The organism is Bradyrhizobium sp. Ken64, assembly GCF_055807555.1.
Map to the genome: position 1 here is coordinate 156,406 of NZ_JBVVPA010000003.1, position 24,453 is coordinate 180,858.

At 64.4% G+C, this 24,453-nt stretch carries 21 protein-coding genes; 12 read left to right on the plus strand and 9 right to left on the minus strand.

Annotation, left to right across the window (positions count from 1 at the left end; translation table 11 throughout):
• Positions 1–10: 10 nt before the first annotated feature.
• A complete protein-coding gene (locus tag AC0L2F_RS06610) occupies positions 11–787 on the minus strand; it encodes a Rid family hydrolase (protein ID WP_473247888.1) in 777 nt (258 codons plus the stop codon).
• A 71-nt stretch (positions 788–858) separates the two neighbouring features.
• Between AC0L2F_RS06610 and AC0L2F_RS06615 the strand changes: the two genes are divergently transcribed.
• Positions 859–1,683 (plus strand): ArsR/SmtB family transcription factor, encoded by an 825-nt coding sequence (locus AC0L2F_RS06615; RefSeq protein WP_473247890.1) that lies wholly within the window; start codon positions 859–861, stop codon positions 1,681–1,683.
• Between the two features lie 61 nt (positions 1,684–1,744).
• On the opposite strand, the gene AC0L2F_RS06620 is transcribed toward AC0L2F_RS06615, so the two are convergent.
• The 3 genes from AC0L2F_RS06620 to tpiA all read right to left on the minus strand — a co-directional run bounded on the left by AC0L2F_RS06620 (position 1,745) and on the right by tpiA (position 4,827).
• Positions 1,745–3,376, minus strand: coding sequence for a CTP synthase (locus AC0L2F_RS06620; protein ID WP_007610793.1), 1,632 nt, complete (start codon positions 3,374–3,376; stop codon positions 1,745–1,747).
• Between the two features lie 167 nt (positions 3,377–3,543).
• The gene (gene secG / locus AC0L2F_RS06625; protein ID WP_007590603.1) at positions 3,544–3,930 is read right to left on the minus strand and encodes a preprotein translocase subunit SecG; all 387 of its coding nucleotides are present in this window, start codon (positions 3,928–3,930) and stop codon (positions 3,544–3,546) included.
• Positions 3,931–4,071: 141 nt separating this feature from the next.
• On the minus strand, positions 4,072–4,827 hold the full coding sequence (gene tpiA / locus AC0L2F_RS06630) for a triose-phosphate isomerase (RefSeq protein WP_473247891.1): 756 nt from the start codon (positions 4,825–4,827) through the stop codon (positions 4,072–4,074).
• A 222-nt stretch (positions 4,828–5,049) separates the two neighbouring features.
• Here tpiA and AC0L2F_RS06635 point away from each other — a divergent pair, with 222 nt between their 5' ends.
• The 6 genes from AC0L2F_RS06635 to AC0L2F_RS06660 all read left to right on the plus strand — a co-directional run bounded on the left by AC0L2F_RS06635 (position 5,050) and on the right by AC0L2F_RS06660 (position 12,448).
• A complete protein-coding gene (locus tag AC0L2F_RS06635) occupies positions 5,050–6,948 on the plus strand; it encodes a peptidylprolyl isomerase (protein ID WP_063996195.1) in 1,899 nt (632 codons plus the stop codon).
• Positions 6,949–6,962: 14 nt separating this feature from the next.
• Positions 6,963–7,976, plus strand: a complete 1,014-nt coding sequence (gene trpD / locus AC0L2F_RS06640) for an anthranilate phosphoribosyltransferase (protein WP_007610798.1) — start codon at positions 6,963–6,965, stop codon at positions 7,974–7,976.
• A gap of 7 nt (positions 7,977–7,983) precedes the next feature.
• Positions 7,984–8,802 carry an indole-3-glycerol phosphate synthase TrpC gene (gene trpC, locus AC0L2F_RS06645; protein WP_007610799.1) on the plus strand — a complete coding sequence of 273 codons (819 nt, stop codon included), beginning with the start codon at positions 7,984–7,986 and terminating at the stop codon, positions 8,800–8,802.
• Positions 8,802–9,314 (plus strand): cyclic pyranopterin monophosphate synthase MoaC, encoded by a 513-nt coding sequence (gene moaC / locus AC0L2F_RS06650; RefSeq protein WP_007610802.1) that lies wholly within the window; start codon positions 8,802–8,804, stop codon positions 9,312–9,314. Before trpC ends, moaC begins: the two co-directional genes overlap by 1 nt.
• A gap of 250 nt (positions 9,315–9,564) precedes the next feature.
• On the plus strand, positions 9,565–12,297 hold the full coding sequence (locus tag AC0L2F_RS06655; RefSeq protein WP_473247892.1) for a bifunctional diguanylate cyclase/phosphodiesterase: 2,733 nt from the start codon (positions 9,565–9,567) through the stop codon (positions 12,295–12,297).
• 22 nt (positions 12,298–12,319) lie between these two features.
• Positions 12,320–12,448 (plus strand): hypothetical protein, encoded by a 129-nt coding sequence (locus AC0L2F_RS06660; RefSeq protein WP_473247894.1) that lies wholly within the window; start codon positions 12,320–12,322, stop codon positions 12,446–12,448.
• 76 nt (positions 12,449–12,524) lie between these two features.
• On the opposite strand, the gene AC0L2F_RS06665 is transcribed toward AC0L2F_RS06660, so the two are convergent.
• Positions 12,525–13,862: a S41 family peptidase gene (locus tag AC0L2F_RS06665; RefSeq protein WP_063996947.1), complete on the minus strand. Its 1,338-nt coding sequence runs from the start codon at positions 13,860–13,862 to the stop codon at positions 12,525–12,527.
• A gap of 305 nt (positions 13,863–14,167) precedes the next feature.
• On the opposite strand from AC0L2F_RS06665, the gene AC0L2F_RS06670 reads away from it, so the two are divergent.
• The 5 genes from AC0L2F_RS06670 (at position 14,168) to AC0L2F_RS06690 (ending at position 19,511) form a co-directional block, all read left to right on the plus strand.
• Positions 14,168–15,301, plus strand: coding sequence for an alpha-hydroxy acid oxidase (locus AC0L2F_RS06670; RefSeq protein ID WP_473247896.1), 1,134 nt, complete (start codon positions 14,168–14,170; stop codon positions 15,299–15,301).
• Between the two features lie 14 nt (positions 15,302–15,315).
• Complete coding sequence (locus AC0L2F_RS06675; protein ID WP_473247898.1) at positions 15,316–15,942, plus strand: HAD family hydrolase; 627 nt, start codon at positions 15,316–15,318, stop codon at positions 15,940–15,942.
• 581 nt (positions 15,943–16,523) lie between these two features.
• Positions 16,524–17,735 (plus strand): molybdopterin molybdotransferase MoeA, encoded by a 1,212-nt coding sequence (locus tag AC0L2F_RS06680; protein WP_473247900.1) that lies wholly within the window; start codon positions 16,524–16,526, stop codon positions 17,733–17,735.
• A gap of 176 nt (positions 17,736–17,911) precedes the next feature.
• Entirely contained in the window at positions 17,912–18,613 is a 702-nt protein-coding gene (gene lexA, locus AC0L2F_RS06685) for a transcriptional repressor LexA (RefSeq protein WP_007610823.1), read from the plus strand.
• Between the two features lie 463 nt (positions 18,614–19,076).
• Positions 19,077–19,511, plus strand: a complete 435-nt coding sequence (locus AC0L2F_RS06690; protein ID WP_007610825.1) for a hypothetical protein — start codon at positions 19,077–19,079, stop codon at positions 19,509–19,511.
• Positions 19,512–19,649: 138 nt separating this feature from the next.
• On the opposite strand, the gene AC0L2F_RS06695 is transcribed toward AC0L2F_RS06690, so the two are convergent.
• The 4 genes from AC0L2F_RS06695 to AC0L2F_RS06710 all read right to left on the minus strand — a co-directional run bounded on the left by AC0L2F_RS06695 (position 19,650) and on the right by AC0L2F_RS06710 (position 24,426).
• A complete protein-coding gene (locus AC0L2F_RS06695; RefSeq protein WP_473247902.1) occupies positions 19,650–21,929 on the minus strand; it encodes a ComEC/Rec2 family competence protein in 2,280 nt (759 codons plus the stop codon).
• A gap of 95 nt (positions 21,930–22,024) precedes the next feature.
• Positions 22,025–22,258, minus strand: coding sequence for a DUF2171 domain-containing protein (locus AC0L2F_RS06700; RefSeq protein ID WP_007610829.1), 234 nt, complete (start codon positions 22,256–22,258; stop codon positions 22,025–22,027).
• Between the two features lie 85 nt (positions 22,259–22,343).
• Positions 22,344–22,730 carry a nuclear transport factor 2 family protein gene (locus AC0L2F_RS06705; RefSeq protein ID WP_063996186.1) on the minus strand — a complete coding sequence of 129 codons (387 nt, stop codon included), beginning with the start codon at positions 22,728–22,730 and terminating at the stop codon, positions 22,344–22,346.
• Positions 22,731–22,749: 19 nt separating this feature from the next.
• On the minus strand, positions 22,750–24,426 hold the full coding sequence (locus tag AC0L2F_RS06710; RefSeq protein WP_063996185.1) for a glutamine--tRNA ligase/YqeY domain fusion protein: 1,677 nt from the start codon (positions 24,424–24,426) through the stop codon (positions 22,750–22,752).
• Between the last annotated feature and the right edge of the window lie 27 nt (positions 24,427–24,453).

The window sequence follows — 24,453 nt, forward strand, 5'->3', positions numbered from 1 at the left end:
CTGCCTTTGCTCACCCCCGGGTCACGTGGGCGGCAACACAAACCCAGACGCCCTCGCGACGCGCCCAACTGTCGGTATATCGTCCGAGTCCGGCCGAGCCATCGGCTTTGGTATAGGTGGTCCTCGCATGGATAATCGCCATATCACCCATAATCCGGATCCGCTCGTCCTCGTATCCCAAATTCGATATGGCTGCAGGCTTGGCAATTTGTTCAATGAACCCGGCACGATCAACCATCGATCCGTCAGGGTTGCTGTTGACGAAATCATCGCTCAGATTTTCGCGAAACCAATCGACATCCTTCAAGGCGACCGAGCGCATATAGCCGGCATTGAGATGCTTTAGTTGGTTCATGTCCCTTGCGGTCGCCGGCCGATCTTCCAGATCGGATTTGATCGCAACACAATCGACCTCAACATCAAACTCACCCGGCCAGGAAGGGACCGTTAAATAGATCCGCGCAGGAGGCGAAACCGGGAAATAGCGTTGGTAGACATCATTGAACGCATCGAAATTTGAACTTTCAGGCGTACAGTAGACATTACATTTCACGACATCCCGCAACGACGAGCCGGCAGCCTCCAGGCAAAGTTTCAGTTGGTCGAGCACGATCTCGCTCTGCTGCACGAACGGCAATCGCTTAACCTCACCGGTGACCGGATCAAATGGCGGAAGGCCTGACACATAAACCGTCTCACCGGCGACAATGATTGGGCAGATCGGCCCCTTCCGCCGTTGCTCCAAATAGGTGGAAATGGGTTCAACTCTGACTGGTTCGCGCTTCACGGCCGGCTCCTGCAGGTCACTATCGATGAAGTGGACTCAACACGGCCCGGCTGTCGCATCCGAGGCGCCCATTGTCTCCATTCATGAGTTTGGTGCATACCGAACTCATGTCGCTTGTTGACCCGATGGCGACGATGGTAGAGGGGGCAATGGTCGCAGCGGCGAACATGGTCGAGGTTGCAGCGCTCGTTGGCGATACCGCGCGCGCGACCATGTTGGCAGCCCTCATGGGTGGACAATCCTTGACCGGAAGTGAGCTGGCGTTTCTCGCGCGAATTTCGCGACCGACGGCCAGCGAGCACTTGTCCAAGCTGGTCGACGCCCGGCTTATCTCAGTGACCAGGAAGCGCAGCTATCGGTACTACCGAATTTCCTCACCGCTGGTTGCCAGCATGCTTGAGAGCATCAAGCTAGTGGCTGCTCTCGAGGTTCCTCAGCGATATCAACCTCGATCGGCGCGTGACTCGGCGTTGCGGTTCGGCCGGACTTGCTACGATCATTTGGCGGGTCGATTGGGCGTTGCGATTGCAGACTCTTTGGCCGCCGGCGGCTACATCGTTCTGGGTGAGGATGGTGGGGACGTGACCGATGCCGGCGCAAAATTACTGACAGAATTTGGCGTCGACCTGAATCGAAAGCGCCAAAACAAACGCATCTTTTGCAAGCCGTGCCTCGACTGGAGCGAGCGCCGATATCACATCGCCGGCCATGTCGGAGCCGAGATCCAACGATGCTGCATGGAGCTGAATTGGCTGGTTCGCGTGACTGATACACGGGCCGTGCAATTGACAACTGCTGGCCAGACCGGCCTTTGCGACATCTTTGGCTTGGACAAGCTAGATATTCAGATCGACCCACCAGATGTCAGGCGAGGTGTGAGCGCCCTGCTCCGCTGAATCTGAGACTAGCCGTTGATTTTCCGGCGTGAACGATTCAATCGTTCCGCCTAAGTCTTAATTACACGAGCCGCGACTGCACCATCGCCGCCTGAATGAACGAGGCGAACAGCGGATGCGGCTCGAACGGCCGCGACTTCAGCTCGGGGTGGAACTGGACGCCGATGAACCAGGGGTGATCCTCGTACTCGACGATCTCCGGCAGCACGCCGTCGGGCGACAGGCCCGAGAATTTCAGCCCGTGCTGCTCGAGGCGATCCTTGTAGGCGGTATTGACCTCGTAGCGATGGCGGTGGCGCTCGGAAATCTCGGTCGCGCCGCCGTACACCTCCGAGACGCGGCTGCCGCGATTGAGCGCCGCCGGATAGGCACCCAGGCGCATCGTGCCGCCGAGATCGCCGGCGTTGGTGCGCTTCTCGAGCTCGTTACCGCGCAGCCATTCCGTCATCAGGCCGACCAAGGGCTCCTTGGTCGGGCCGAACTCGGTGGAGTTGGCCTCCTCGATCCCGACAAGGTTTCGCGCGGCCTCGATCACGGCCATCTGCATGCCGAAACAGATGCCGAAATACGGCACGTTGCGCTCGCGCGCGAACTGCGCCGCGCGGATCTTGCCTTCGGCGCCGCGCTGGCCGAAGCCACCAGGCACCAGAATGCCGTTGACGTGCTCGAGGAACGGCGCGGGATCTTCCTTCTCGAAGATCTCGCTTTCGATCCAGTCGAGATTGACCTTCACCTTGTTGGCGATGCCGCCATGCGAGAGCGCCTCGATCAGCGACTTATACGCATCCTTCATACCGGTATACTTACCGACGATGGCGATGGTGACGTTGCCCTCGGGATTGCGGATGCGCTCGTTGATCTGCTGCCAGCTCCGCAGCTCGGGCGGAATCCGCGAGCCGATGCCGAAGGCCGCAAGCACTTCGTCGTCGAGGCCTGCGGCGTGGTAAGCCTGAGGGACAGCGTAGATGCTGTCGGCGTCGCGCGCCTCGATGACGGCGCTCTCGCGCACGTTACAGAACAGCCCGAGCTTGCGCCGTTCCTCCTTCGGGATCTCGCGATCGGTACGGCAGAGCAGGATGTCCGGCTGGATGCCGATCGAGCGCAGCTCCTTGACGGAGTGCTGCGTCGGCTTTGTCTTCAGCTCACCGGCGCTCGGGATGTAAGGCAGCAGCGTCAGATGAATGTAGATGGCGTGATCGCGCGGCAGCTCGTTCTTGAGCTGGCGGATCGCCTCGAAGAACGGCAGACCCTCGATGTCGCCGACGGTGCCGCCGATCTCGACCAGCACGAAGTCGTAATCGTCGTTGCCGTCGAGGACGAAATCCTTGATGGCGTTGGTGACATGCGGAACCACCTGGATGGTGGCGCCGAGATAATCGCCGCGCCGCTCCTTGGAGATGATGTCCTGGTAGATGCGCCCGGTCGTGATGTTGTCGGCCTTGGTCGCCGGCCGCCCGGTGAAGCGCTCATAGTGACCGAGATCGAGGTCGGTCTCCGCGCCGTCATCGGTCACGAACACTTCGCCGTGCTGATACGGCGACATCGTTCCGGGATCGAGGTTGAGATAGGGATCGAGCTTGCGGAGGCGGACCTTGTAGCCCCGGGCTTGCAACAGGGCACCGAGTGCCGCCGAAGCCAGACCCTTGCCGAGCGAAGAAACCACGCCGCCGGTGATGAATATGTACCGCGCCATGGGGCTTAACCTCTAATCCCTCGAATTCGATTCGCCAAAGCGATTCGTATTCCGCCCCAAACATTTTGCGGGGCTGTGGGTGAGCCAGAACTGAGAGTGGTGACAGAGCCTTGATGGGGATTGTTGATGCAGGACGGTAGAAGCCGCCCCTGCATGGCCCCCCTGCTTTATTGCGAACGCGGTACCTGCGGGCCGCTCGGTGCCGGAGCCTGCTGCTGCTCGTCGGCCTTCTTCAGCGAATCCAGGATGCCGCCCGAGGTCGGCGGCGCGATCGGTCCGCCACCGGCCGGCTGGGTCTGCGACGCCGGCGCGCCGATGATCGACGACGGCTTGCGGTCGTAGCCGGCATACCAGGACAGGAACAGGCTGGTGAGGAAGAAGCCGACGGCCAGGATCGCGGTGGTCCGCGTCAGAAGGTTCGCGGTGCCGCGGCTCGACATGAAGCCTGCGCCGCCTCCCATGCCCAGGCCCCCGCCTTCCGACTTCTGGAGCAGGACGGCGCCGATCATGACAGTGACGATCATGAGGTGAATGACGATGACAACAGTCTGCATAGTGTCCTTCCGTCACAAGCCGACAGCGCCGAGACGGCGGCCAATCGTGCTTCGCGGGGTTTTCCTGAAGTTGCGCGGTGTTACACGATCGGACGGGGCATTGCCACCCCCGATCAGCCGGGTCCTAAGGTTTGGAGTTAGCTAGGGACAGCCCTGCGCAATCGCAAGGAAATCGGCCGCCTTCAGGCTGGCACCGCCGACCAGCGCGCCATTGACGTTCTTCACGGCCATCAGCTCGGCCGCGTTTGAGGGCTTGACCGAGCCGCCATAGAGGATGCGCATCCCGGCGCCGTCGGACTTGAACCTGGAGGTCAGGAATTCCCGTATAAAGCCATGAATCTGCTCGACATCCCCGGACGTCGGGGTCAGGCCGGTGCCGATCGCCCAGACCGGCTCGTAGGCCACGACCAGATTGGCGGCCGTCGAGCCATCCGGCAGCGAACCGTTGAGCTGGCCGCGCAGGATATCCAGGGTCTGGCCGGCATCGCGCTGCGCTTGCGTCTCTCCGATGCACACGATCGCCGTCACCCCGGCGCGCCAGGCGGCCTCGGCCTTCTGCCGGATCAGGGCATCGCCCTCGCCATGGTCGGCGCGGCGCTCGGAATGGCCGACGATGATCGCGGTCGCACCCGAATCCGCCAGCATTTCGGCGGCGATGTCGCCGGTATGGGCGCCGGAGGCCTTGGGATGGCAATCCTGGGCCCCCACCGCGACCTTCCTGCCGCGCGCCTTCTCGGCGAAAGCTGCGATCAGGGTCGCCGGCGGGCAAACCAGCAGGTCGGCTTTGCCGGCCACCTCTGCCGCGCCATTGAGCATGGCGTCGAATTCGGCAGTCGAGGCCTTCAGGCCGTTCATTTTCCAGTTGCCGGCGATCAGGGGGCGGATGGCATCGGTCATGTCAAATTCCAGCAAAATTCGTTTGTTCATGCGCTAGCAGAGGTCCCGTGGCAGTTCCAGAGACCAGGGGCTTTTAACCGCAGGGATCGAAAGCCTGCCGGACCCGAGGTTGCGGGGGGAAAGCCACCACTTTATGATGATTGATCAATTTGGTGACGCGCTTTTGCGGAATCTGCATTAAGACGCGCTCCCGTTCCCCTCCTGCCAAACAAGTTGGACCAAATGCTTCGAGGAATGCGCAAGGCCTCATCAAACTGGCTCGGCAAGACCATTATGGCCGTTGTGATGGGCGTGCTGATCATCAGTTTCGGCGTTTGGGGCATTGCCGACATCTTCAAGGGCTTTGGGCAATCCACCGTGGCCAAGGTCGGCGGCACCGAGATTTCCCTGAACGAGTTCCGCCAGATTTACACCGATCGCCTCCAGCAGATCAGCCGCCAGTTCGGCCGCCCGCTGTCGCCTGAACAGGCGCGCGCCTTCGGCCTCGACCGTCAGGTGCTGCAGCAGACGATCGCGGAAGCCGCCCTCGACGAAGAGGCGCGCCGGCTCGGGCTCGGCCAGTCCGACGACCAGATCCGCCAGCTCATCATGAACGATCCGAACTTCAAGGGCGTCGGCGGCAGCTTCGATCCGAACCGCTTCCAGTCCGTGATCCGCAATTTCGGCTATACCGAGCAGCGCTACGTCTCGGAGCAGCGCAAGGTCTCGCTGCGCCGGCAGATCACCGGCACGATCGGTGCCGGCCTCGAGCCGCCGAAGGCGATGCTCGACGTGCTGACGCGCTTCCAGAACGAGCAGCGCGCCATTGAATTCGTCAGGCTCGACGCAGCCCAGGCAGGCACCATCGACGCGCCGTCGCCCGAGGCGCTCGCCGCCTATTTCGAGGATCACAAGGTTCAGTTCCGCGCGCCCGAATATCGCAAGATCGCGTTCGTCGTGGTCTCGCCGGAGGAGATCGGCAAGTGGAGCGAGGTGTCGGACGAGGACGCCAAGAAGGTGTTCGACCAGCGCAAGGACCGGCTCGGCACGCCGGAGAAGCGCCAGATCCAGCAGATCGTATTTCCCAACGCCGCCGAGGCGCAGGCCGCACGCGAGCGGCTCACCAGCGGGACGTCGTTCGAGGACCTCGGCAAGGAGCGCGGACTGAGCGCGTCCGACGTCGATCTCGGGCTCGTGACCAAATCCTCGCTCGATCCCGCAGTTGGAGACGCCGTCTTCGCGCTTCCCGCCGGTGAAATCAGCCAGCCGATCCAGGGCCGGCTCGGCACATCGATCGTCAAGGTCGAAAAGATCGAGCCGGGCGTTGAGGCGAACTACGCGAGCGTTGCCGCCGACATCAAGCGCGAGATCGCCACCGAGCGTGCGCGCGTCAAGGTCGCCGATCTCCGCGACAAGATGGAAGACGAGCGCGGCGGCGGTGCCAGCGTGATCGATGCGGCGCAGAAGCTCGGCCTCACCGCCGTCACGATCGACGCCGTCGACCGTTCCGGCCGCGCCCCGAGCGGCCAGCCGGTCTCCGGCATTCCGCAGGGCCTCGACGTGGTGTCACAGGCCTTCAACACCGATGTCGGCGTCGACAATGACTCGATCTCGTTCAAGGGCGGCTATGTCTGGTACGACGTGCTTGCCATCACGCCGTCGCGCGACCGCAATCTCGACGAGGTCCGCGACCAGGTCGAGGCGCGCTGGCGCCAGGACCAGATCGCGACCAAGCTGAAGGCCAAGGCGACCGAGATGGTGCAGAAGCTCGAATCCGGCGGCAAGCTCGCCGACGAAGCAGCCGCGATCGGCGCCAAGGTCGAGACCGCCACCGGCTTCAAGCGCGACGACTCGCCCGCCAGCGTGCCCGCAACCGTCGTCTCGGCCGCCTTCCGCGTCGCCAAGGACGGCGTCGGGCAGTCGCCGGTGACCGGCGGCACCGAGGTGATCGTGTTCCGCGTCACCGAGATCGTCGATCCCACGGTCGATGCCGCTTCCGAGGCGGTCAAGAAGCTGAAGGACACTCTCGACCGCGCGCAGACCGAGGAGCAGGTCGCGTCCTACGTCAACAGGCTTGAAACAGACATCGGAACCAGCATCAATCAGGCCGCCTTCGCGCAGGTGACCGGCGCGAACCAGTGAGTTGAAAGCACGCGATGGACGACCTGAAATCGATCATTGGAAAAGTGGCGACCGGCGCCAGCCTGTCGCGTGACGAAGCGGCTTCCGCCTTCGACGCCATGATGTCCGGCGAGGCTACGCCCTCGCAAATGGGCGGCCTGCTGATGGCGTTGCGGGTGCGCGGCGAGACCGTGGACGAGATCACCGGCGCGGTCTCGGCCATGCGCTCCAAGATGCTCACGGTCGATGCGCCCGCGGACGCCGTCGACATCGTCGGCACCGGCGGCGACGGCTCCGGCTCGGTCAATGTCTCGACCTGTGCCTCCTTCATCGTTGCGGGCGCCGGTCTGCCGGTGGCCAAGCACGGCAACCGCGCGCTGTCGTCGCGCTCGGGCGCCGCCGACGTGCTGGCTTCGCTCGGGGTGAAGATCGATCTGAGGCCGGAGCAGGTCGGCCGCTGCATACGCGAATGCGGCATCGGCTTCATGTTCGCCCCCGCCCATCATCCCGCCATGAAGAACGTCGGCCCGACCCGGGTGGAGCTTGCGACACGCACGATCTTCAACCTGCTCGGCCCATTGTCCAATCCCGCCGGCGTGAAGCGGCAGATGGTCGGCGTGTTCTCCCGGCAATGGGTGCAGCCGCTGGCGCAAGTGCTCAAGAACCTCGGCTCCGAATCCGCCTGGGTCGTGCACGGTTCCGACGGCCTCGACGAGATCACCCTCACAGGCCCGACCTTCGTCTCCGCGCTCCACAATGGCGAGATCCGGAATTTCGAGGTGACGCCGGAGGACGCGGGCCTGCCGCGCTGCGAGGCCGGTGCACTCAAAGGCGGCGACGCCGACGCCAACGCGATCGCCTTGCAGGGCGTGCTCGACGGCAAGCCGAGCCCCTATCGTGACGTCGCGTTGATCAACGCCGCTGCCGCATTGGTCGTGGCGGGGCGTGCCAGGGATCTCAAGGAAGGAGTCGTGATCGGCGCAAAATCGCTCGACAGCGGCGCGGCGAGCGCGCGGCTGAAACATTTGATCGCGGTCTCGAACGGCTGAGCCTGACATGTCGGACATCTTGACCAAGATCGAAGCCTACAAGCGCGAGGAAATCGCGGCGGCCAAGCGCGCGCAGCCGCTATCGGCGGTGGAGGCGAAGGCCAAGGCGCAAGCGGCACCGCGCGGCTTCGTGCGTGCGATCAAGGCCAAGCACGCCAATGGCGACTTCGCGCTGATCGCGGAGGTCAAGAAGGCCTCGCCGTCAAAGGGCCTGATCCGCGCCGATTTCGATCCGCCGCTGCTGGCCAGGGCCTATGAGGCCGGCGGCGCTGCCTGCCTGTCGGTGCTGACGGACACGCCCTCGTTCCAGGGCCATCTCGACTTTATGGTGGCGGCCCGCGCGGCAACGTCACTGCCGGTGCTGCGCAAGGATTTCATGTTCGATACTTATCAGGTGGCGGAGGCCCGCGCGCACGGCGCCGACTGCATCCTGATCATCATGGCGGCGCTCGATGATGCCACGGCCAACGAGCTCGAGGACGCCGCCATCGCCCATGGCATGGACGTGCTGATCGAGATCCACGACCGCGCCGAGCTTGACCGCGCGCTGAAGCTGCGTTCGCCGATGATCGGCGTCAACAATCGCAATCTGCGCACCTTCGAAACCACGCTTGCGACCAGCGAAACGTTGGCGCCGCTGATCCCCCGGGATCGACTGATGGTCGGCGAGAGCGGCATCTTCACGCCCGCCGATCTCGCCCTCCTCGAGCGCGTCGGCATGTCGACCTTCCTGGTCGGCGAGAGCCTGATGCGGCAAGCCGACGTTACCGCTGCGACCCGCACGCTGCTGGCGCGCGAGACCGCGCGCGCCACAGGCACGAACTGATGGCGCGTAAGCCCGCAAAGGCCAAACCGACCAAGTCCGGCCCTGCCCTCACCCATATCGGCGCCTCCGGCGAGGCGCGGATGGTTGACGTGTCGGACAAGCCCGCGAGCGAGCGGCTCGCGGTCGCGGAAGGACGCGTCGTCATGACCAGGGCGACGCTTGACCTGATCGTGTCCGGCAACGCCAAAAAGGGCGACGTGCTCGGCACCGCCCGCATCGCCGGCATCATGGCCGCCAAGCGCACCGCGGAGCTGATCCCGCTCTGCCATCCGCTCGCGCTGTCGAAAGTGACGGTCGAGATCGAGCCCGACGCGACGCTGCCGGGCTGCCTCGTCCGCGCCAGCGTGAAGGTCACCGGCCCGACCGGCGTCGAGATGGAAGCGCTCACCGCCGTCTCGGTCGCCTGCCTCACCATCTACGACATGATCAAGGCGGTGGAACGCGGCGTGCGCATCGAAGGCATCCACCTGGTCGAGAAGCTCGGCGGCAAGTCCGGCCATTACCGCGTCTGATTGCGGCTGCTACTTCAGGGACGCGCTGATCGACCCGAATTTTGAATTGAGCTTGCTGCGCAGGCGTTCACCACGGCAATATGCCGGCGGCGATCAGGCCATACTCGCTCGCATATTGATTGCTTTTGCGACCGTCCGTTCACGGCGCGTTAACCCAGCTTGCTAACTTCGCCTCCACTCCGTTCCCGTAAACCAACGGATGTTTACGGGGCCAGGAATTGACCCTGACGTGTGCACACAACGATCGATCATGATGACGGGATTCGGCAGTCGCCTTTTTGACCAGGCCTTCGTGCGCAGCGGACCGATCCGCTGGCTGGTGGTGGGCGGCACGCTGCTGATCGCTGCGATCGCCGTCGGCGCGACGCTGATGGCGCAGAATTTCCGCGAACGCGCGCTGCGCAGTTCCGGCCGCGAGCTGGAAAACACCGTGCTGATGCTGGCCCATCATTTCGACCAGCAATTGCAGGATTTCGCGGTCATCCAGAAGGATTTCGTCGACTACGTCCGTGCGAGCGGCATCATCAGTGCGGCGGACTATCGCAAGCGCCTCGCCGGCCAGGACCTCCACCGGATGCTGCGCTCGAAGATCGAGGCACTGCCCTACATGGGCGGCGTCAACATCATCGATGCCGAAGGCAATTTGATCAATTCGTCGACGGCATGGCCGGCCCCGAACGTGAACGTTGCCGATCGCGCCTATTTTCGGACGTTCCGGTACGATCCCGACGCTCCAGACGTCCTGATCGAGCCACTCTACAGCCGCATCTCCGGCGCGTGGACCATCCTGATCGTGCGCAAGATCGTCGGACCGAACGGCGAATTCATGGGTGTGGTCGGACGCGGCATCGAGCCGGCAAACTTCGAAAAATTCTTCGAGTCCGCCGTGCTCGGCGAAGGCACCACGATCTCGATGCTGCACCGGGACGGCACGATGCTCGCTCGTTATCCCCATTCCAGCGAATTGATGGGACGGAATTTCAAGAACGGTCCGTTCGCGCATCAAAGGATTTTCGGGCTCGACCATTTTACTGGCCGCTTCATGAGCCCCGTCGACGGCGAGGACCGGCTGATTTCCTCGCACGCCCTGCCTCACTTCCCGATCCTGATGATGGCCACCACGACACGCGCGACGGCCCTGACGGACTGGCGCGAGCAGATCGGAATCCTGATCTCGGTCGCCGCCTCTTCCGCGCTCGCCATCGCGGGCGTGCTGATCGCGATCGTACGCAAGCTCCTGGAGCAGCATCGTCTTTCGCGGGAACGGCTGACGCTGGAAAAGCAGCGTCTCGACCGCGCCGTCAACAACATGACCCAGGGCCTGCTGCTGTTCGACGCCTCGCAGCAGCTCGTGATCTGCAACCAGCGCTACATCGAGATGTACGGGCTGTCGTCCGAAATCGTGAGGCCCGGCTGCAGCTTCCGCGACATCATTGCGCACCGCAGAGCCACCGGCTCGTTCACCGGCGATGCGGACCAATATGTCGCACGGGTCCTGCGCGACATCCATGTGCGCAATTCCATGGTGGTCGAGACCTCCGACGGTCGCTCGATCCAGATCGTCAACGAACCGCTCACGGACGGCGGCTGGGTGGCGACGCATGAGGACATCACGGAGCGCCGGCGTATCGAGGAGCGCATCACCCATCTTGCTCATTACGACGCGCTGACCGACCTGCCCAACCGCACCCTGTTCCACGAGCATCTGCGTCAGGAACTCGATCTGGTCGCCGGCGGCGAACAACTCGCGGTGCACTACATCGACATCGACGAGTTCAAGGGCGTCAACGACGCGCTCGGACATCTCGTCGGCGACGAGCTCCTGAAGTCGGTCGCGCAGAGCCTCCACCGGTGTGCGGGTCCGACGGACTTCGTGGCGCGCCTCGGCGGCGACGAATTTGCCATCGTCCAGAGCGCTGTGACATCGCTGGATCAGGTCAACGAGCTCGTCGCGCGGGTGTTTGAGGCCATCCGGGCGCCGTTCGACTGCATGGGACATCATCTTGCCACCGACGCCAGTATCGGCATCGCGCTGGCGCCGCAACATGGAACGGCGCTGGACCAGATCCTGAAGAACGCAGATATGGCGATGTACGCCGCCAAAGCCGCAGGGCGCCGCACCTATCGCTTTTTCGAGCCGGAGATGGACGCCAAGATCCACGAGCGGCGGCAGCTCGAGATCGACCTGCGCCAAGCCATCGCCCAAGGCGGGCTCGAAGGCGGCCTCGAGGTGTATTACCAGCCCTGCCTCAGCCTGAAGGACGACCGCATCACCGGCTGCGAGGCGCTGGTGCGCTGGCGCCATCCCGAGCGCGGCACGGTCTCGCCGGCCGAGTTCATCCCGATCGCCGAGGACACCGGCCTGATCAACGAGATCGGCGAATGGGTGCTGGCGACCGCCTGCCGGGATGCGGCGAAGTGGCCCGACGACATCCGACTCGCCGTCAACGTCTCGCCGGTGCAGTTCAAGAGCGGCACGCTGGCGCTGAAGATCATGGCGGCGCTTGCCGCCTCCAATTTGCCGGCGAGCCGGCTCGAGCTCGAGATCACCGAGGCGGTACTGATCCGCGACGACGACACCGCGCTTGCGATCCTGCACCAACTCCGCGCTATCGGCGTTCGCATCGCGCTCGACGATTTCGGTACCGGCTACTCCTCGCTGAGTTATCTGCACCGCTTCCCGTTCGACAAGATCAAGATCGACCGCTGCTTCGTCAACGACATCGCCGGCCCCGACGGCTCCGCCAGCATCGTGCAGGCCGTCGTCAATCTGGCGGCCGCCCGCCGCATGACCACCACGGCCGAGGGTGTCGAGACCGAGGAGCAGCAGCGTCTGCTGCGCGCACTCGGCTGCTCCGAGATGCAGGGCTATCTGTTCAGCGCCGCAAAACCCGCCGACAAGGTGCTGGAGCTGTTCGCGCTCCATCGCAGCCGTCTCGCCCGGCGCGGCGGCAACGAAAGCCGCCGCCGCGAGGCAAGCTAGGGCCAGGATCCGCCCGTCCAGCTTGACGGTGAGATCAGGCCAAAGTGTCCATCCCGGCGGCGAGGTGCTGGTCGAGCGCGATCGCGCCCGCCGCTGGGCCGAGCACGACGGCTGCTACGAGGCCACCTTCGCGGCCATGAACCCGCACTGACACAGCGCCCCGAAACAAGTTCGCCCGGGAACGGCTATCCGCTCCCGGGCGATCAACACCTTACCGTCGCGAGCGCCTAGTTCGGCACCGCAGCCTTCGGCGCCGGCTTGGCGGCGACCGCGTTCGCGGTTTGGCCGTGCAGGAAGTCGTAGGCCGTATGCAGGGCCTTGTCGTCTTTCGCTTCCGGCGGGACATAGGATTGCGATCCGGTCTGCTCGGTGCCATCGGCCGCCTGGAGATGACCGCGCATCTGGGACTCCGCCATGGTGTCCATCCGGCCCTTCAGCTCGGTCGGCACGTCCTGGAGGATCTCGATGTCGGGCGCGATGCCCTGGGCCTGGATCGAGCGGCCCGAGGGCGTGTAGTAGCGCGCCGTGGTCAGCGCGAGCGCGCCGTTGCCGGTGCCGAGCGGAATGATGGTCTGCACCGAGCCCTTGCCGAACGAGCGCGTGCCGATCAGCGTGGCGCGCTTGTGGTCATGCAGCGCGCCGGCCACGATCTCCGAGGCTGAGGCGGAGCCGCCGTTGACGAGAACCACCAGCGGCTTGCCCTTGGTGAGGTCGCCACCATGCGCGGTGAAGCGCTGGGTCTCTTCAGGATTGCGGCCGCGGGTCGAGACGACCTCGCCACGCTGCAGGAACGCGCTCGACACCGACACGGCCTGGTCGAGCAATCCGCCCGGATTGTTGCGCAGGTCCATCACGTAGCCCACCAGCTTCTCCGGCGGAACGTCCTTGGAGATCGATGCGATCGCCTTCTTCAGGCCATCGGTGGTCTGCTCGTTGAACGAGGTGACGCGGATATAGCCGATATCCCCGTTCTCGACATGGAAGCGCACGGGGCGCACATGGATGATCTCGCGCTTGATCGCGACGTCGAGCGGGGCGTCGGCGCCCTTGCGCATGATCGTGAGCTTGGTCTGGGTGTCGACCGGCCCCTTCATCTTGTTGACGGCCTGCTCGAGCGTCATGCCCTGCACGGCATCGCCGTCGATCTTGCTGATGAGGTCGCCCGACATGATGCCGGCCTTGGACGCCGGCGTGTCGTCGATCGGCGAGACGACCTTGACCAGCCCCTCCTCCATCGTGACCTCGATGCCGAGCCCGCCGAACTCGCCGGAGGTGGTCTCCTGCATCTCGGTCCAGGCCTTGTCGTTCATGTAGCGCGAGTGCGGATCGAGCGAGGTCACCATGCCGGTGATCGCGCCTTCGATCAGCTTGGCATTGTCGGGCTTCTCGACATAGCTCGCCTTCACCCGCTCGAACACTTCGCCGAACAAATTGAGCTTGGAATAGGCGTCATCCGCGCTCGCTGCCGCCCGTGCCGCCCATACGCCGCCGTGCGGACTGGCTGCCAAAAGGGTCAGACACGCTCCGGTGAGCGCGCCCAGTGGAAACAGCAGGGTTTTCCGCATGGATAGGCTGGCCTTCTTGCTTCGCGGTTCGGTGGGGCTGGGAGCCGCCATGCAAATGGCGATCCAGCCTGCTTCTCACAATACCATTCTGGTTTCTTCAAGGCCGGGATGCCACGCCGGCGGGTACACCGTAAAAATCGCTTCGTCCGGACCTAAACTTTCGGCAACGTTGCAGGACCCGGTTCGTGCGCAGCGGGGGTCGGCCGGCCGGCCCACGCCTCGCAGCCATGCCATTTTAGGATGGTTTTGGCGCCCCGGACGGGTTAGGCGATGAGGGAAGGCTTCAAATTCTCGGGAGGATAACAATGAACGAAGCACCCCGCATCCAACCAGACAGGAACGTCGAGCTCGGCGCAAGCACCGAGCCGTTCCAGAATCTGCATGAATTCATCCGGAAAGCCCGCGCCAACCTCAACCAGAATGCCTGGGACTATATCGTCGGCGCGGCCGAGACCGAGACCACGATGCGTCGCAACCGCATGGCGCTGGACGAGATCGCCTTCCGCCCGCGCGTGCTGCGCGATGTCCGCACGGTTACAGGTTCGGTCGAGCAGTTCGGCCGCAAGATGCGCCTGCCGGTGGTGCTCGCCCCCGTCGGCGCGCTCGAGATCTTCGATCCGGATGGTGCAGCGAGCGTGGCACGCGCCTGCGGCACTTTCGGTGCGGCGCACATGCTCAGTTCCGTGTCCGAGCCCGGCCTCGAGAAGACGGCCGAAGCTGCGCCCGACGCGCTGCGCCTCTACCAGCTCTATGTGCGGGGCGACGACGCCTTCGTCGCCGACGTCGTCAGCCGGGCCGAGAAGAACGCCTACGCCGCCTTCTGCCTGACCGTCGACACCGCCCATTACAGCCGTCGTGAACGTGACATCGCCAAGCGCTACGTTCGCGAGAGCCGGCTGCGCGCCACCGGCGGCGATTACCAGAAGGGTCTGGAGTGGCGGACGGTGAAGATGATCAAGGACAAGTTCAAGATCCCGCTGATCCTCAAGGGCATCGCGACGCCAGAGGACGCGCTGATCGCGATCGATCACGGCGTCGAATGGATCTACGTCTCCAACCATGGCGGCCGTCAACTCGATCACGGTCGCGGCGCCATGCACGTACTGCCGGAGATCGTTGACGCCGTGAACGGCCGCGCCAAGATCATGGTCGATGGCGGCATCTGTCGCGGCACCGACATCGTCAAGGCGATCGCGGCGGGCGCCGACGTCGTCGGCATCGGCCGGCTGCAATGCTGGGCGCTGGCGGCGGCCGGCGAAGCCGGCGTGGCGCGCATGCTGGAGCTGCTCGAAGATGAAGTGCTGCGCTGCCTCGGCCTCCTGGGTGCGACCTCGTTCGCCGAGGTCAACAAATCCTGCCTGCACCAGGCGACCGCAACCAATGCGCCGAGTGTGTTCAGCGCGTTTCCGCTGTTCGACCACGAGCCATATCGATACTGAGTGAAAGGACGCAGGTGACATCGCTCTCTCCCGGCAGCGCGGATGCGCTTCTATTCGATCTCGGCCGCGTGGTCCTCGATATCGATTTTTCCAAGGCGATCGCCTGCTGGGCGGGACATGCCGGCTGCAAGCCCGACGCCATCGTCGCGCGTTATGTGCGGGACAGCGAAGCCTATCGGTTGCACGAGATGGGGAAGATCAGCGATGAGGATTATTTCGCCTCATTGCGAGCCTCGCTCGGAATCGGCATTTCGGACGCGCAGTTCCTGGAAGGCTGGAACGCGATCTTCGCCGGCGAAATGCCTGAGATCTCCGAGCTGCTGCCGCAGGCAGCGAAGCAGATGCCGCTTTACGCTTTCTCCAACACCAACCGGCCGCACGTGGACCATTTCTCGAGGGAGTATGCCGACCTCCTCGGCCATTTCCGAGAGCTGTATTTGTCGTCCAGCATCGGCCTGCGCAAACCGGATGCGGAAGCCTTCGACCACGTCGTTGCGGCGATCGGCGTGCCCGCCGGGCGCATCGTGTTCTTCGATGATCTTGCTGAAAACATCGAGGGAGCGCGGGCGCGCGGCTTGACGGCGGTGCATGTGACCTCGCCGCGTGACGTCGGGAACGCATTGAGGGCATTGGGCATCTGACGACGATCCGTCGGCGCGAAGCCCATGGAAGTGCGCCCGACGGAACTAATTCGAAAGATTTTGGAACCAATCACTTTGTGCATTTTTATACAGAGTTCCCGGAACAGAATACCGTCTTCAGGAGTCTACAGCCCGTTGGGACTTCTACGAACGGGTGCATCACCGTGTTGGGCAAAAACTACCTCACTAGGCAGGCCTCTCTTCTCCTTGAATTCGCCAGGACAACTTCAGACTCGGACCTTTCCGCCAAGCTTGTGAGCAAGGCCGCCGACCTGAAATCCCAGGCCGATCCGCTGCCAGACAAAGACCAGGGGCCGAAGGCGCCCGACGTAACTCCCGGGCGGGCAGGGAGCTGATCAGTGGCGCTCGTCGTTCTCCTCTTGTCATGATTTTCGTCGCTTCCATGACCACTCTCCTGCCGATCCGTCACCTCGTGCCCCGACGCGCTTAATGCCGCCTTCCGGAACAATGTGAAGCGACGGGACGACTGCGCCCGCTGAGCCGTTTTTGCCTCCGCGCCCGCGCTCGGCTAGAAGACTTGCGGAACATTCGCCCGAACGTGCCGAGCAGGAGTTTTCGCCGTGGCCTTGATGCCGGTTTCTGACGCGCTTGCCGCGGTGCTGGCGGGTGCAGAGCCGCTGCCGGAAGACATGATTTCTCTCGACGAGGCCTACCATCGCGTGCTCGCGCGTGACGTCGCCGCGCGACGCACGCAGCCGCCGCAGGCGATGTCCGCGATGGACGGCTACGCGGTGCGCGCGGCCGATGCCGCGACGATCGATTCGGAGCTCACCGTCATCGGCGAAGTCGCGGCGGGCCGGCCGTTCGCGGGGACGGTCGGCGCCGGCGAGGCCGTGCGGATCTTCACCGGCGGCGTCGTTCCCGCTGGCGCGGACGCCGTCGTGATCCAGGAGGACACGGTCGCCGCCGGCAAGCGTATCACGATCAAGGAAGCCGCGATCGCCGGACGGCACATCCGCCGCGCCGGCGTTGATTTCCGCGAAGGCGACGTGCTCCTGCGCAAGGGAAGCCGTCTCACCGAGCGCGACCTCGCGCTCGCCGCTGGGATGAACCATCCGCACCTTGCCGTTTTCAGGCGTCCGAAGGTCGCCATTCTCGCCACCGGCGACGAGCTGGTGATGCCGGGCACCACGCCCGGCCACGGCCAGATCGTCTATTCCAACGGCTACGCCCTGCACGCGCTCGCCCGCAGCGAGGGCGCCGAGACCATCGACCTCGGGATTGCCGCCGACACGCTGGAGGCGACCACCGCCGGCATCCGCCGCGCCCGCGAGAGCGGCGCCGACATCCTGATCACGACCGGCGGCGCATCGGTCGGCGACCACGATCTAGTCCAGCAGGCACTGCGGGACGAAGGCATCGCGATGGCGTTCTGGAAGATCGCGATGCGGCCAGGCAAGCCGATGATGCACGGGCGACTCGGCGCAATGGGTGTGATCGGCCTGCCGGGCAATCCCGTGTCGTCCTACGTGTGCGCTTTCCTGTTCATGGTGCCGCTGATTCGCGCCCTGTCGGGCCGTTCGGTGATTCACCATCGCCGTGAACACGCCGTGCTCGGCCGCGACGTCGGCGCCAACGACCAGCGCGAGGACTATCTGCGGGCGCATCTGGAGGAGCGTGACGATGGCACACGCGTCGTTCTTCCCGTCAATCATCAGGACTCTTCGCTGCTTGCGAATCTCGCTGCAGCACAGGTACTTCTCGTGCGCGCACCATTCGCGCCGAAGGCCGAGACCGGCACGGCTTGCGAAGTGTTGCGGCTCCCCGTCTGACCGCCTCGGCAACGCGCGTTCCGCGACGTTTGCCTTGTTCACGGTAAATTAAGCAGTTGCGGAACATGTATCGAACATATAGTGTCCGTTCATGATTTGTTTCGAGCATGTGGCGGCTTATGGCCGAATTCTGCGTCTCGGAATCGGACGACATCAACCGGGGGACTTTGGTCGAGATGTTAACGCGCAAACAATACGAGCTTCTGCGATTCATCAGTGAACGTCTGAAGGAAAGCGGCGTACCGCCCTCCTTCGACGAGATGAAGGATGCGCTCGACCTGCGCTCGAAGTCGGGCATCCATCGCCTGATCACGGCGCTCGAGGAGCGTGGCTTCATCCGACGCCTGCCCAACCGCGCCCGCGCGATTGAAGTCATCAAGCTGCCGGAGCTCCAGGCGGCGGCCGGCAGCCGCCGCGGCTTCACGCCGAGCGTCATCGAGGGCAATCTCGGCAAGGTGCGTGCGGGCTCCAGCCTGCCCGCGGACGAGGGCGAACGTCCCGTGGCGGTGCCGGTGATGGGCCGCATCGCGGCCGGCACGCCGATCGAGGCATTGCAGACCCGCAGCCATACCATCAGCGTACCGCCTGACATGCTCGGCTCGGGCGAGCATTACGCGCTCGAAGTACGCGGTGATTCCATGGTCGAGGCCGGCATCCTCGACGGCGACATGGCGCTGATCCAGCGCAACGAGAGCGCTGATACCGGCGACATCGTGGTGGCGCTGATCGACGACGAGGAAGCGACGCTGAAGCGCTTCCGCCGTCGCGGCGCCTCGATCGCGCTCGAGCCCGCCAACGCAGCCTATGAGGTCCGCATCCTGCCGCCCAACCGGGTGAAGATTCAGGGCAAGCTGATCGGGCTTTACCGGAAGTACTGATAACGGAAGTACTTCATACCGGAAGTGCTTGGCGCCTCGCGCGCTTCCGATCTGCAGCGCCGGTCAGAGATTGGATCGGATGATCGTCCGCTCCGGCTGGATAGTCGTTCTGGTTCTGCACAGACTATCCGGCCCCTCCTCCGCCGCTGGCTCCTCGCGACGCCGACGAAGCGGTACCGCTTCAAACAGCACCGCTTCGCGGCTCGCGCGTTCGAGGAAACAACGACCAGCGGTCAAGTTCGACCGTTGCAGCCAAGCCGGCAATATTCGCGCATGCGCCTCCCGAATGCATCGCAAGGGGCTTTGTTCCTATTGAATTCGGGAAAGATAATGTGATCGCGGCCTGCAGAAACCAGCCGCAGATTTGCCCACAACCAAGCAGAGCGTTCGTGCTTCAACTCTGATAGAGGCCTGCGCCTCGATTGAGAGACGCGGGTTGCTATCCCAGCATGAGGAGCACCCGATGTGTGACTACAGCCTGCATGCCGTCGCGTCGCGCCCCGCCGAAGTCGGCGAGACGATCGTCACGACAAGCTTCCGCGGCACCTCGACGCGCGGCTTCGCCTCCGCAGCCGATCCGTCTGTTGCCGTCTGCCTGCTGCCGGGAACGGAGCTCGCCTTCGCCGACGACGTCCGCTACGACAATCGCTGGATCTGGACGCGCACCATCAATTCCCGCGTGGGCAAGTTCGGCAAGATCGATCCGCACGTTCCCGACCGCCATCATGACGCGATCGAATTCCCCGACGGCAAATACGTGCTGGTGACGCAGCTCGTCGAAGGCCAGCGAGCGACCGTGCTGCAACTGCCGGTGACTCAGTCGGTCACCGAGCGCGAGAACAAGGCGCAAATCATCGCCGACAGGCAGCCGACCGTCACGCACCTGCCGATCGGCTGACACAGCCGCCCTCCGGCTACGAGGTCGGAGGTCAGGATTGAATCGCCATCGCCGGCCGTGGCCGGCGAGAAGGTGTGGTTTGCGCCCGGCGAATCCGAGCGGATGCGCCAACCCACTGCATTGCTCCGCACCATCAGATCAATCGTCGGCCTGCAAGTCCGTCTCCGCGGGCGTTGCGTCCTTGATGCGGGACGCGGTCGCCTTCGGCGCAAGGCTGCCGTCGAAATCACCCTCACCGGCGCCGGCCGGCAACCAGGGGCGGCTCGTGCCTCTCGCCCTCACCGCCTGAACTACAAACCCGTCACCACGCTGCGTCAGCGCCAGGGCGCTCTGGCTGGCGAGCCGCTGCCGATCGACCACCATCGCCGCGCAATCGGACGGCGCGGGACGTGTCGTCACCACCAGCGCGGCCCGACTGCAATCGTCCGCGAGAGCGTCGACGCGCAGTGCCAGCGCGACCAGCCTCCCGTCGGCCAGTGGCGTCACGCAGCCGGATTCGTCACAGGACACGCCATCGGCCAGCGAGGCTCTGCCGGCATCGCGCGGATCGGCGTCGGCAGCGAGCCATTCCCTCAGCAGAAAGCTGTCCTTGTTGGTCCTGATCAGGTGCAGATATCCGTCCCTGCCCCGCACCGCGACGCTCGCGCCATCCCCGGCAATCAGGATGTCGGGCTGCCGCGCCGACAGTCCCCAGAGGATCGCTGCCAGCAGCACCAGGGCGCCGGACCAGCGCAGCGGCGTGCGCAACAAGCCCAGCACGATGATTCCCAGGCTCGCCGCGATCAGCGGCGCGATCCCGAACGCCGGGATGCGGCCGACCGCGCCCGGCAATGCCGCGACCCAGCGGGAGACCGCGACCATCCACTCGATGCCGATCCCCATCAGCCACCAGAACACGCTGTCCAGCCCGAACGGCGCAGCAAGCAGCCCCAACAGTCCCGCCGGCATCACCAGCGCCGAGACCACCGGCATCGCGCCGAGATTGGCGAGCACGCCGAACGGCGTGACACGGTGGAAATGGAACGCGGCATAGGGCGTAGTCGCAAGTCCCGCAATCAGCGAGGCCATGAACAGCATCGCGATCTCGCGGCCACCCCACATCGCAATGCGCGCGGTCGCCGAATGGTCCGGCGAGGCAAACAAATTGGGCATGCCGATCTGCACCAGCGCCACCAGCCCCAGCGTTGCCGCAAACGACATCTGAAAACTCGGATGCACCAGCGCTTCCGGCGCGACCGCCAGCACGATCTGCGCGGCGACAGCCAACGTGCGGAAGGTGATGGCACGGCGATCGACCATCACCGCGATCAGCACCACCGCCGTCATGAAGAACGACCTTTGCGTTGCGACCTCCGCGCCCGACAGCAGCAGGTAGAACGCGGCGGCGACCAGCGCGGCGGCGGCCGACCATTTCTTGATGGCGAAGCCGGCCGCCAATCCCGGAACCAAAGCGAGCAGCGCGCGCACCGCGAAGAACACGACACCGGCCACGACGGCCATGTGATAACCGGAGATCGAGAGCACGTGGCCGAGACCGGAGATGAACATCGCGTCGTTGACGGGCGTGGTGATCGCATCGCGTCGCCCGGTGAGCAGCGCGGTCGCGATCGCCCGGTTGTCGCCGTCGAGCGTCGCCCGGATGCGGGCATCGATCGCATCGCGCAAGCCTTGCATGAAGGCCGCATAACGCAGCCGCAAGCCGGCGGTCTCAGGGGGCGCCGCCACCGTGATGGCGCCCATTGCGAAGCCGGAGGCGCCGATGCCCTGGAAGAACATGTCGCGCGAAAAGTCGTAACTGCCAGGCCGCACCGGCGCGAGCGGCGGCATCAGCCGCGCCTTCAGCTGAACGAAGCTGCCTACCTCCGGCGCGGTGCCCTTGCGGACCGACAGGCGCACGCGCTCGAGCCTGACGTCGCTGCGCTGCGCCTCCATCGCGGTGACGCGCAGCACAAAACGATCTGTACGCTCGCGAATGTCGCGGGCCTCGACGAAGCCCGACAACGACACCGAATAGAGCGCCTTTGCCAGCACGGGGTGGGCGATGCGCGCCGTCTTCCAGGTCGCGACGGCAAAGCCGGCCGCGACCGCCGCGATCATGATGGCCGGGGCGAACAACCGGCTCCGCCGCAACAGAGCCGCGCCAAGCAGGAGCGCGACGGCGCTCGTGGCAACGACCCACAGCACCGGCTCATGATCTGCGGAGAAATAAAGCGCGATGCCGCAGCCAAACGCCACGGGCACCCACGGCAACAGCCGCCCGGCGCCAGCCTCGGCGCGTAGCCACGCGCGGAGGGTCTCGGCCAGCGATGTCCAGAGGTCGAGGCCTGCAGCCGCAAGGCCGCCCGCAGACGCGGTGCGGCCCCCGGGCCACGTCCCCGCGATCCCCTGCGACCGTACCGTCCGGCCCGGCTCCGCCATTCCCTGCACTCGATAATACGCAACGAAGCGAGAAGCTACCGGAACGTGCAGGCGGGCGGATAGCGGTACGGATCAGGAACGAAAGGGCGCGACCGCTACTTTTCCTCTTCCATCGTCACCGCGACATCCGCCTTGGCCGACAGCCGGACCTTGTTGCCCTCGATGTCGGCGACGAGGCCCTTGTCGATGAAGTGATGATGTCCCTTGTGGCTGCCCTCGCCGCTGTCCTTCTTGGTCAGCTTGATGCGATTGCCTTCGACCTTGTCGACGGTGCCGATGTGGACGCCATCGGCGCCGATGACTTCCATATGCTCTGCGATGTTCTGCATGGTGGGTTCCTTGTTGGACCCACCCCAACGCGCGGGATGCAAGTTCGTTCTCTCACGAGAATGACGAAGCCGTGTGCCCGGCTGGTCAGATCAGCGGCGCCTGCGACGAAGCATGGTGATTGACGATCTTCCAGTCGCCGTCCTCGCGAATGATGACCCAGCTCATCTTGACCGAGAAATCGGGACGTTCGCCGGCGAGATCGAACGAGATGGTTGCAGCCATGTTGATCAGATCAGGACCTGCCCTCGCCGCATTCACTTCGGAGAACACCGCGCTCGGTTTGCGCCAGCGTGGCAGGCCATTGAAATAGTCTGCGACGCCGTCCCTGCCCTGGTAGAGCTTCGGGTTGGAGCCGAAGAAGAAGGCATTCTTCGAATACAGAGACGAGAGGGCAGCGGCGTCGAGCATGGCGAAGCCGGCGCGCCATTTCGCGATGATGGCGGAAACGATGGCGTCGGCTTCGTCGCTCATTGTGGTCTCGCAGCTCTTTTCAGCCTTTAGCCACTTCCTTCGCGAACGTGTCGCGCAGGCCGATGGTCCTGGAAAATACCGGTCTGCCGGGGGTCGAGTCCTTGTCGCGCACGAAATAGCCCTGGCGCTCGAACTGCATCGGCTCGGTCGAATTGCTTTTCGCAACCGACGCCTCGACGCAGGCATCAGCGAGAATTTCCAGCGACTGCGGATTGAGGTCGGCGGCGAAGTTCGAGGCGTCCGGGCTCGGACTGGCAAATAGCTGGTTGTAGACGCGGATTTCCGCGGGCACGGATGTTGCCGCCGACAGCCAGTGCATTGTGGCCTTGACCTTGCGGCCGTCGGGCGCGTTACCGCCCTTGGTCGCGGGATCGTAGGTGCAACGCAATTCCACCACTTCGCCGGCATCGTTCTTGATCACGCCGGTGCACTTGACGAAATAGGCGTAGCGCAGCCGCACCTCGTTGCCCGGCGACAGACGAAAGAACTTTTTCGGCGGGTTCTCCATGAAGTCGTCCTGCTCGATATAGAGCTCACGGCCGAACGTGATCTTCCGGGTTCCGGCGGAGGGATCGTCCGGATGATTGATCGCCTCGAGCTCCTCGGTCTGCCCTTCCGGATAATTCTCGATCACGACCTTGAGCGGCTTCAGCACCGCCATCCGCCGCTGTGACGTCCGGTTCAGCTCCTCGCGGATGCAGAACTCGAGCATGCCGACATCAACGACGCTGTTGGCCTTGGCGACGCCGATGCGCTTGACGAACTCCCGCAAGGCCGCCGGCGGCACGCCCCGGCGGCGCATCCCCGCCATGGTCGGCATGCGCGGATCGTCCCAGCCCGCGACATGGCCCTCGCGGACGAGCTGGGTCAGCACACGCTTGGACAGCAGCGTGTAGGTCAGGTTCAGCCGCGCGAATTCGTACTGGTGCGGCTTCGACGGCACCGGCAGCTTCTCGATGAACCAGTCGTAGAGCGGCCGGTGGTCCTCGAATTCCAGCGTGCAGATCGAGTGCGTAATGCCCTCGATGGCGTCCGACTGGCCGTGGGCATAGTCGTAGCTCGGATAGATGCTCCACTTGGTCCCGGTGCGCGGATGGTGCGCATGCAGGATGCGGTACAGCACGGGGTCGCGCAGATTGATGTTGCCCGCACCCATGTCGATCTTGGCCCGCAGCACGCGCGCGCCGTTCGGGAATTCGCCCGCCTTCATGCGTCGGAAGAGATCGAGATTTTCATCCACGCTGCGATCGCGGAACGGCGAGTTCTTGCCGGGTTCGGTCAGCGTGCCGCGCGAGGCGCGGATCTCCTCCTGGGTCTGGTCGTCCACATAGGCGAGCCCGTCGCGGATCAGCTGCTCCGCCCATTCGTAGAGGCGGTCGAAATAGTCCGAGGCGAAGAACAGGTTCTTGCCCCAGTCGAAGCCGAGCCAGCGCACGTCGGCCTGGATGGAATCGATATATTCCTGCTCTTCCTTCACCGGGTTGGTGTCGTCGAAGCGCAGATGGCAGCGGCCCGGAAACTCCTGGGCGATGCCGAAATTGAGCGCGATCGACTTGGCGTGGCCGATATGCAGGTAACCGTTCGGCTCCGGCGGGAACCGGGTCACGATCTCCTTGTATTTGGCCTGCTCGAGGTCGGCCTGGATGATGTCACGAATGAAATCGCGCCCAACCTCGTTCGCCACCGGTTCTGTCATTACGAAAATCCTGTAGGGAAATCAGCG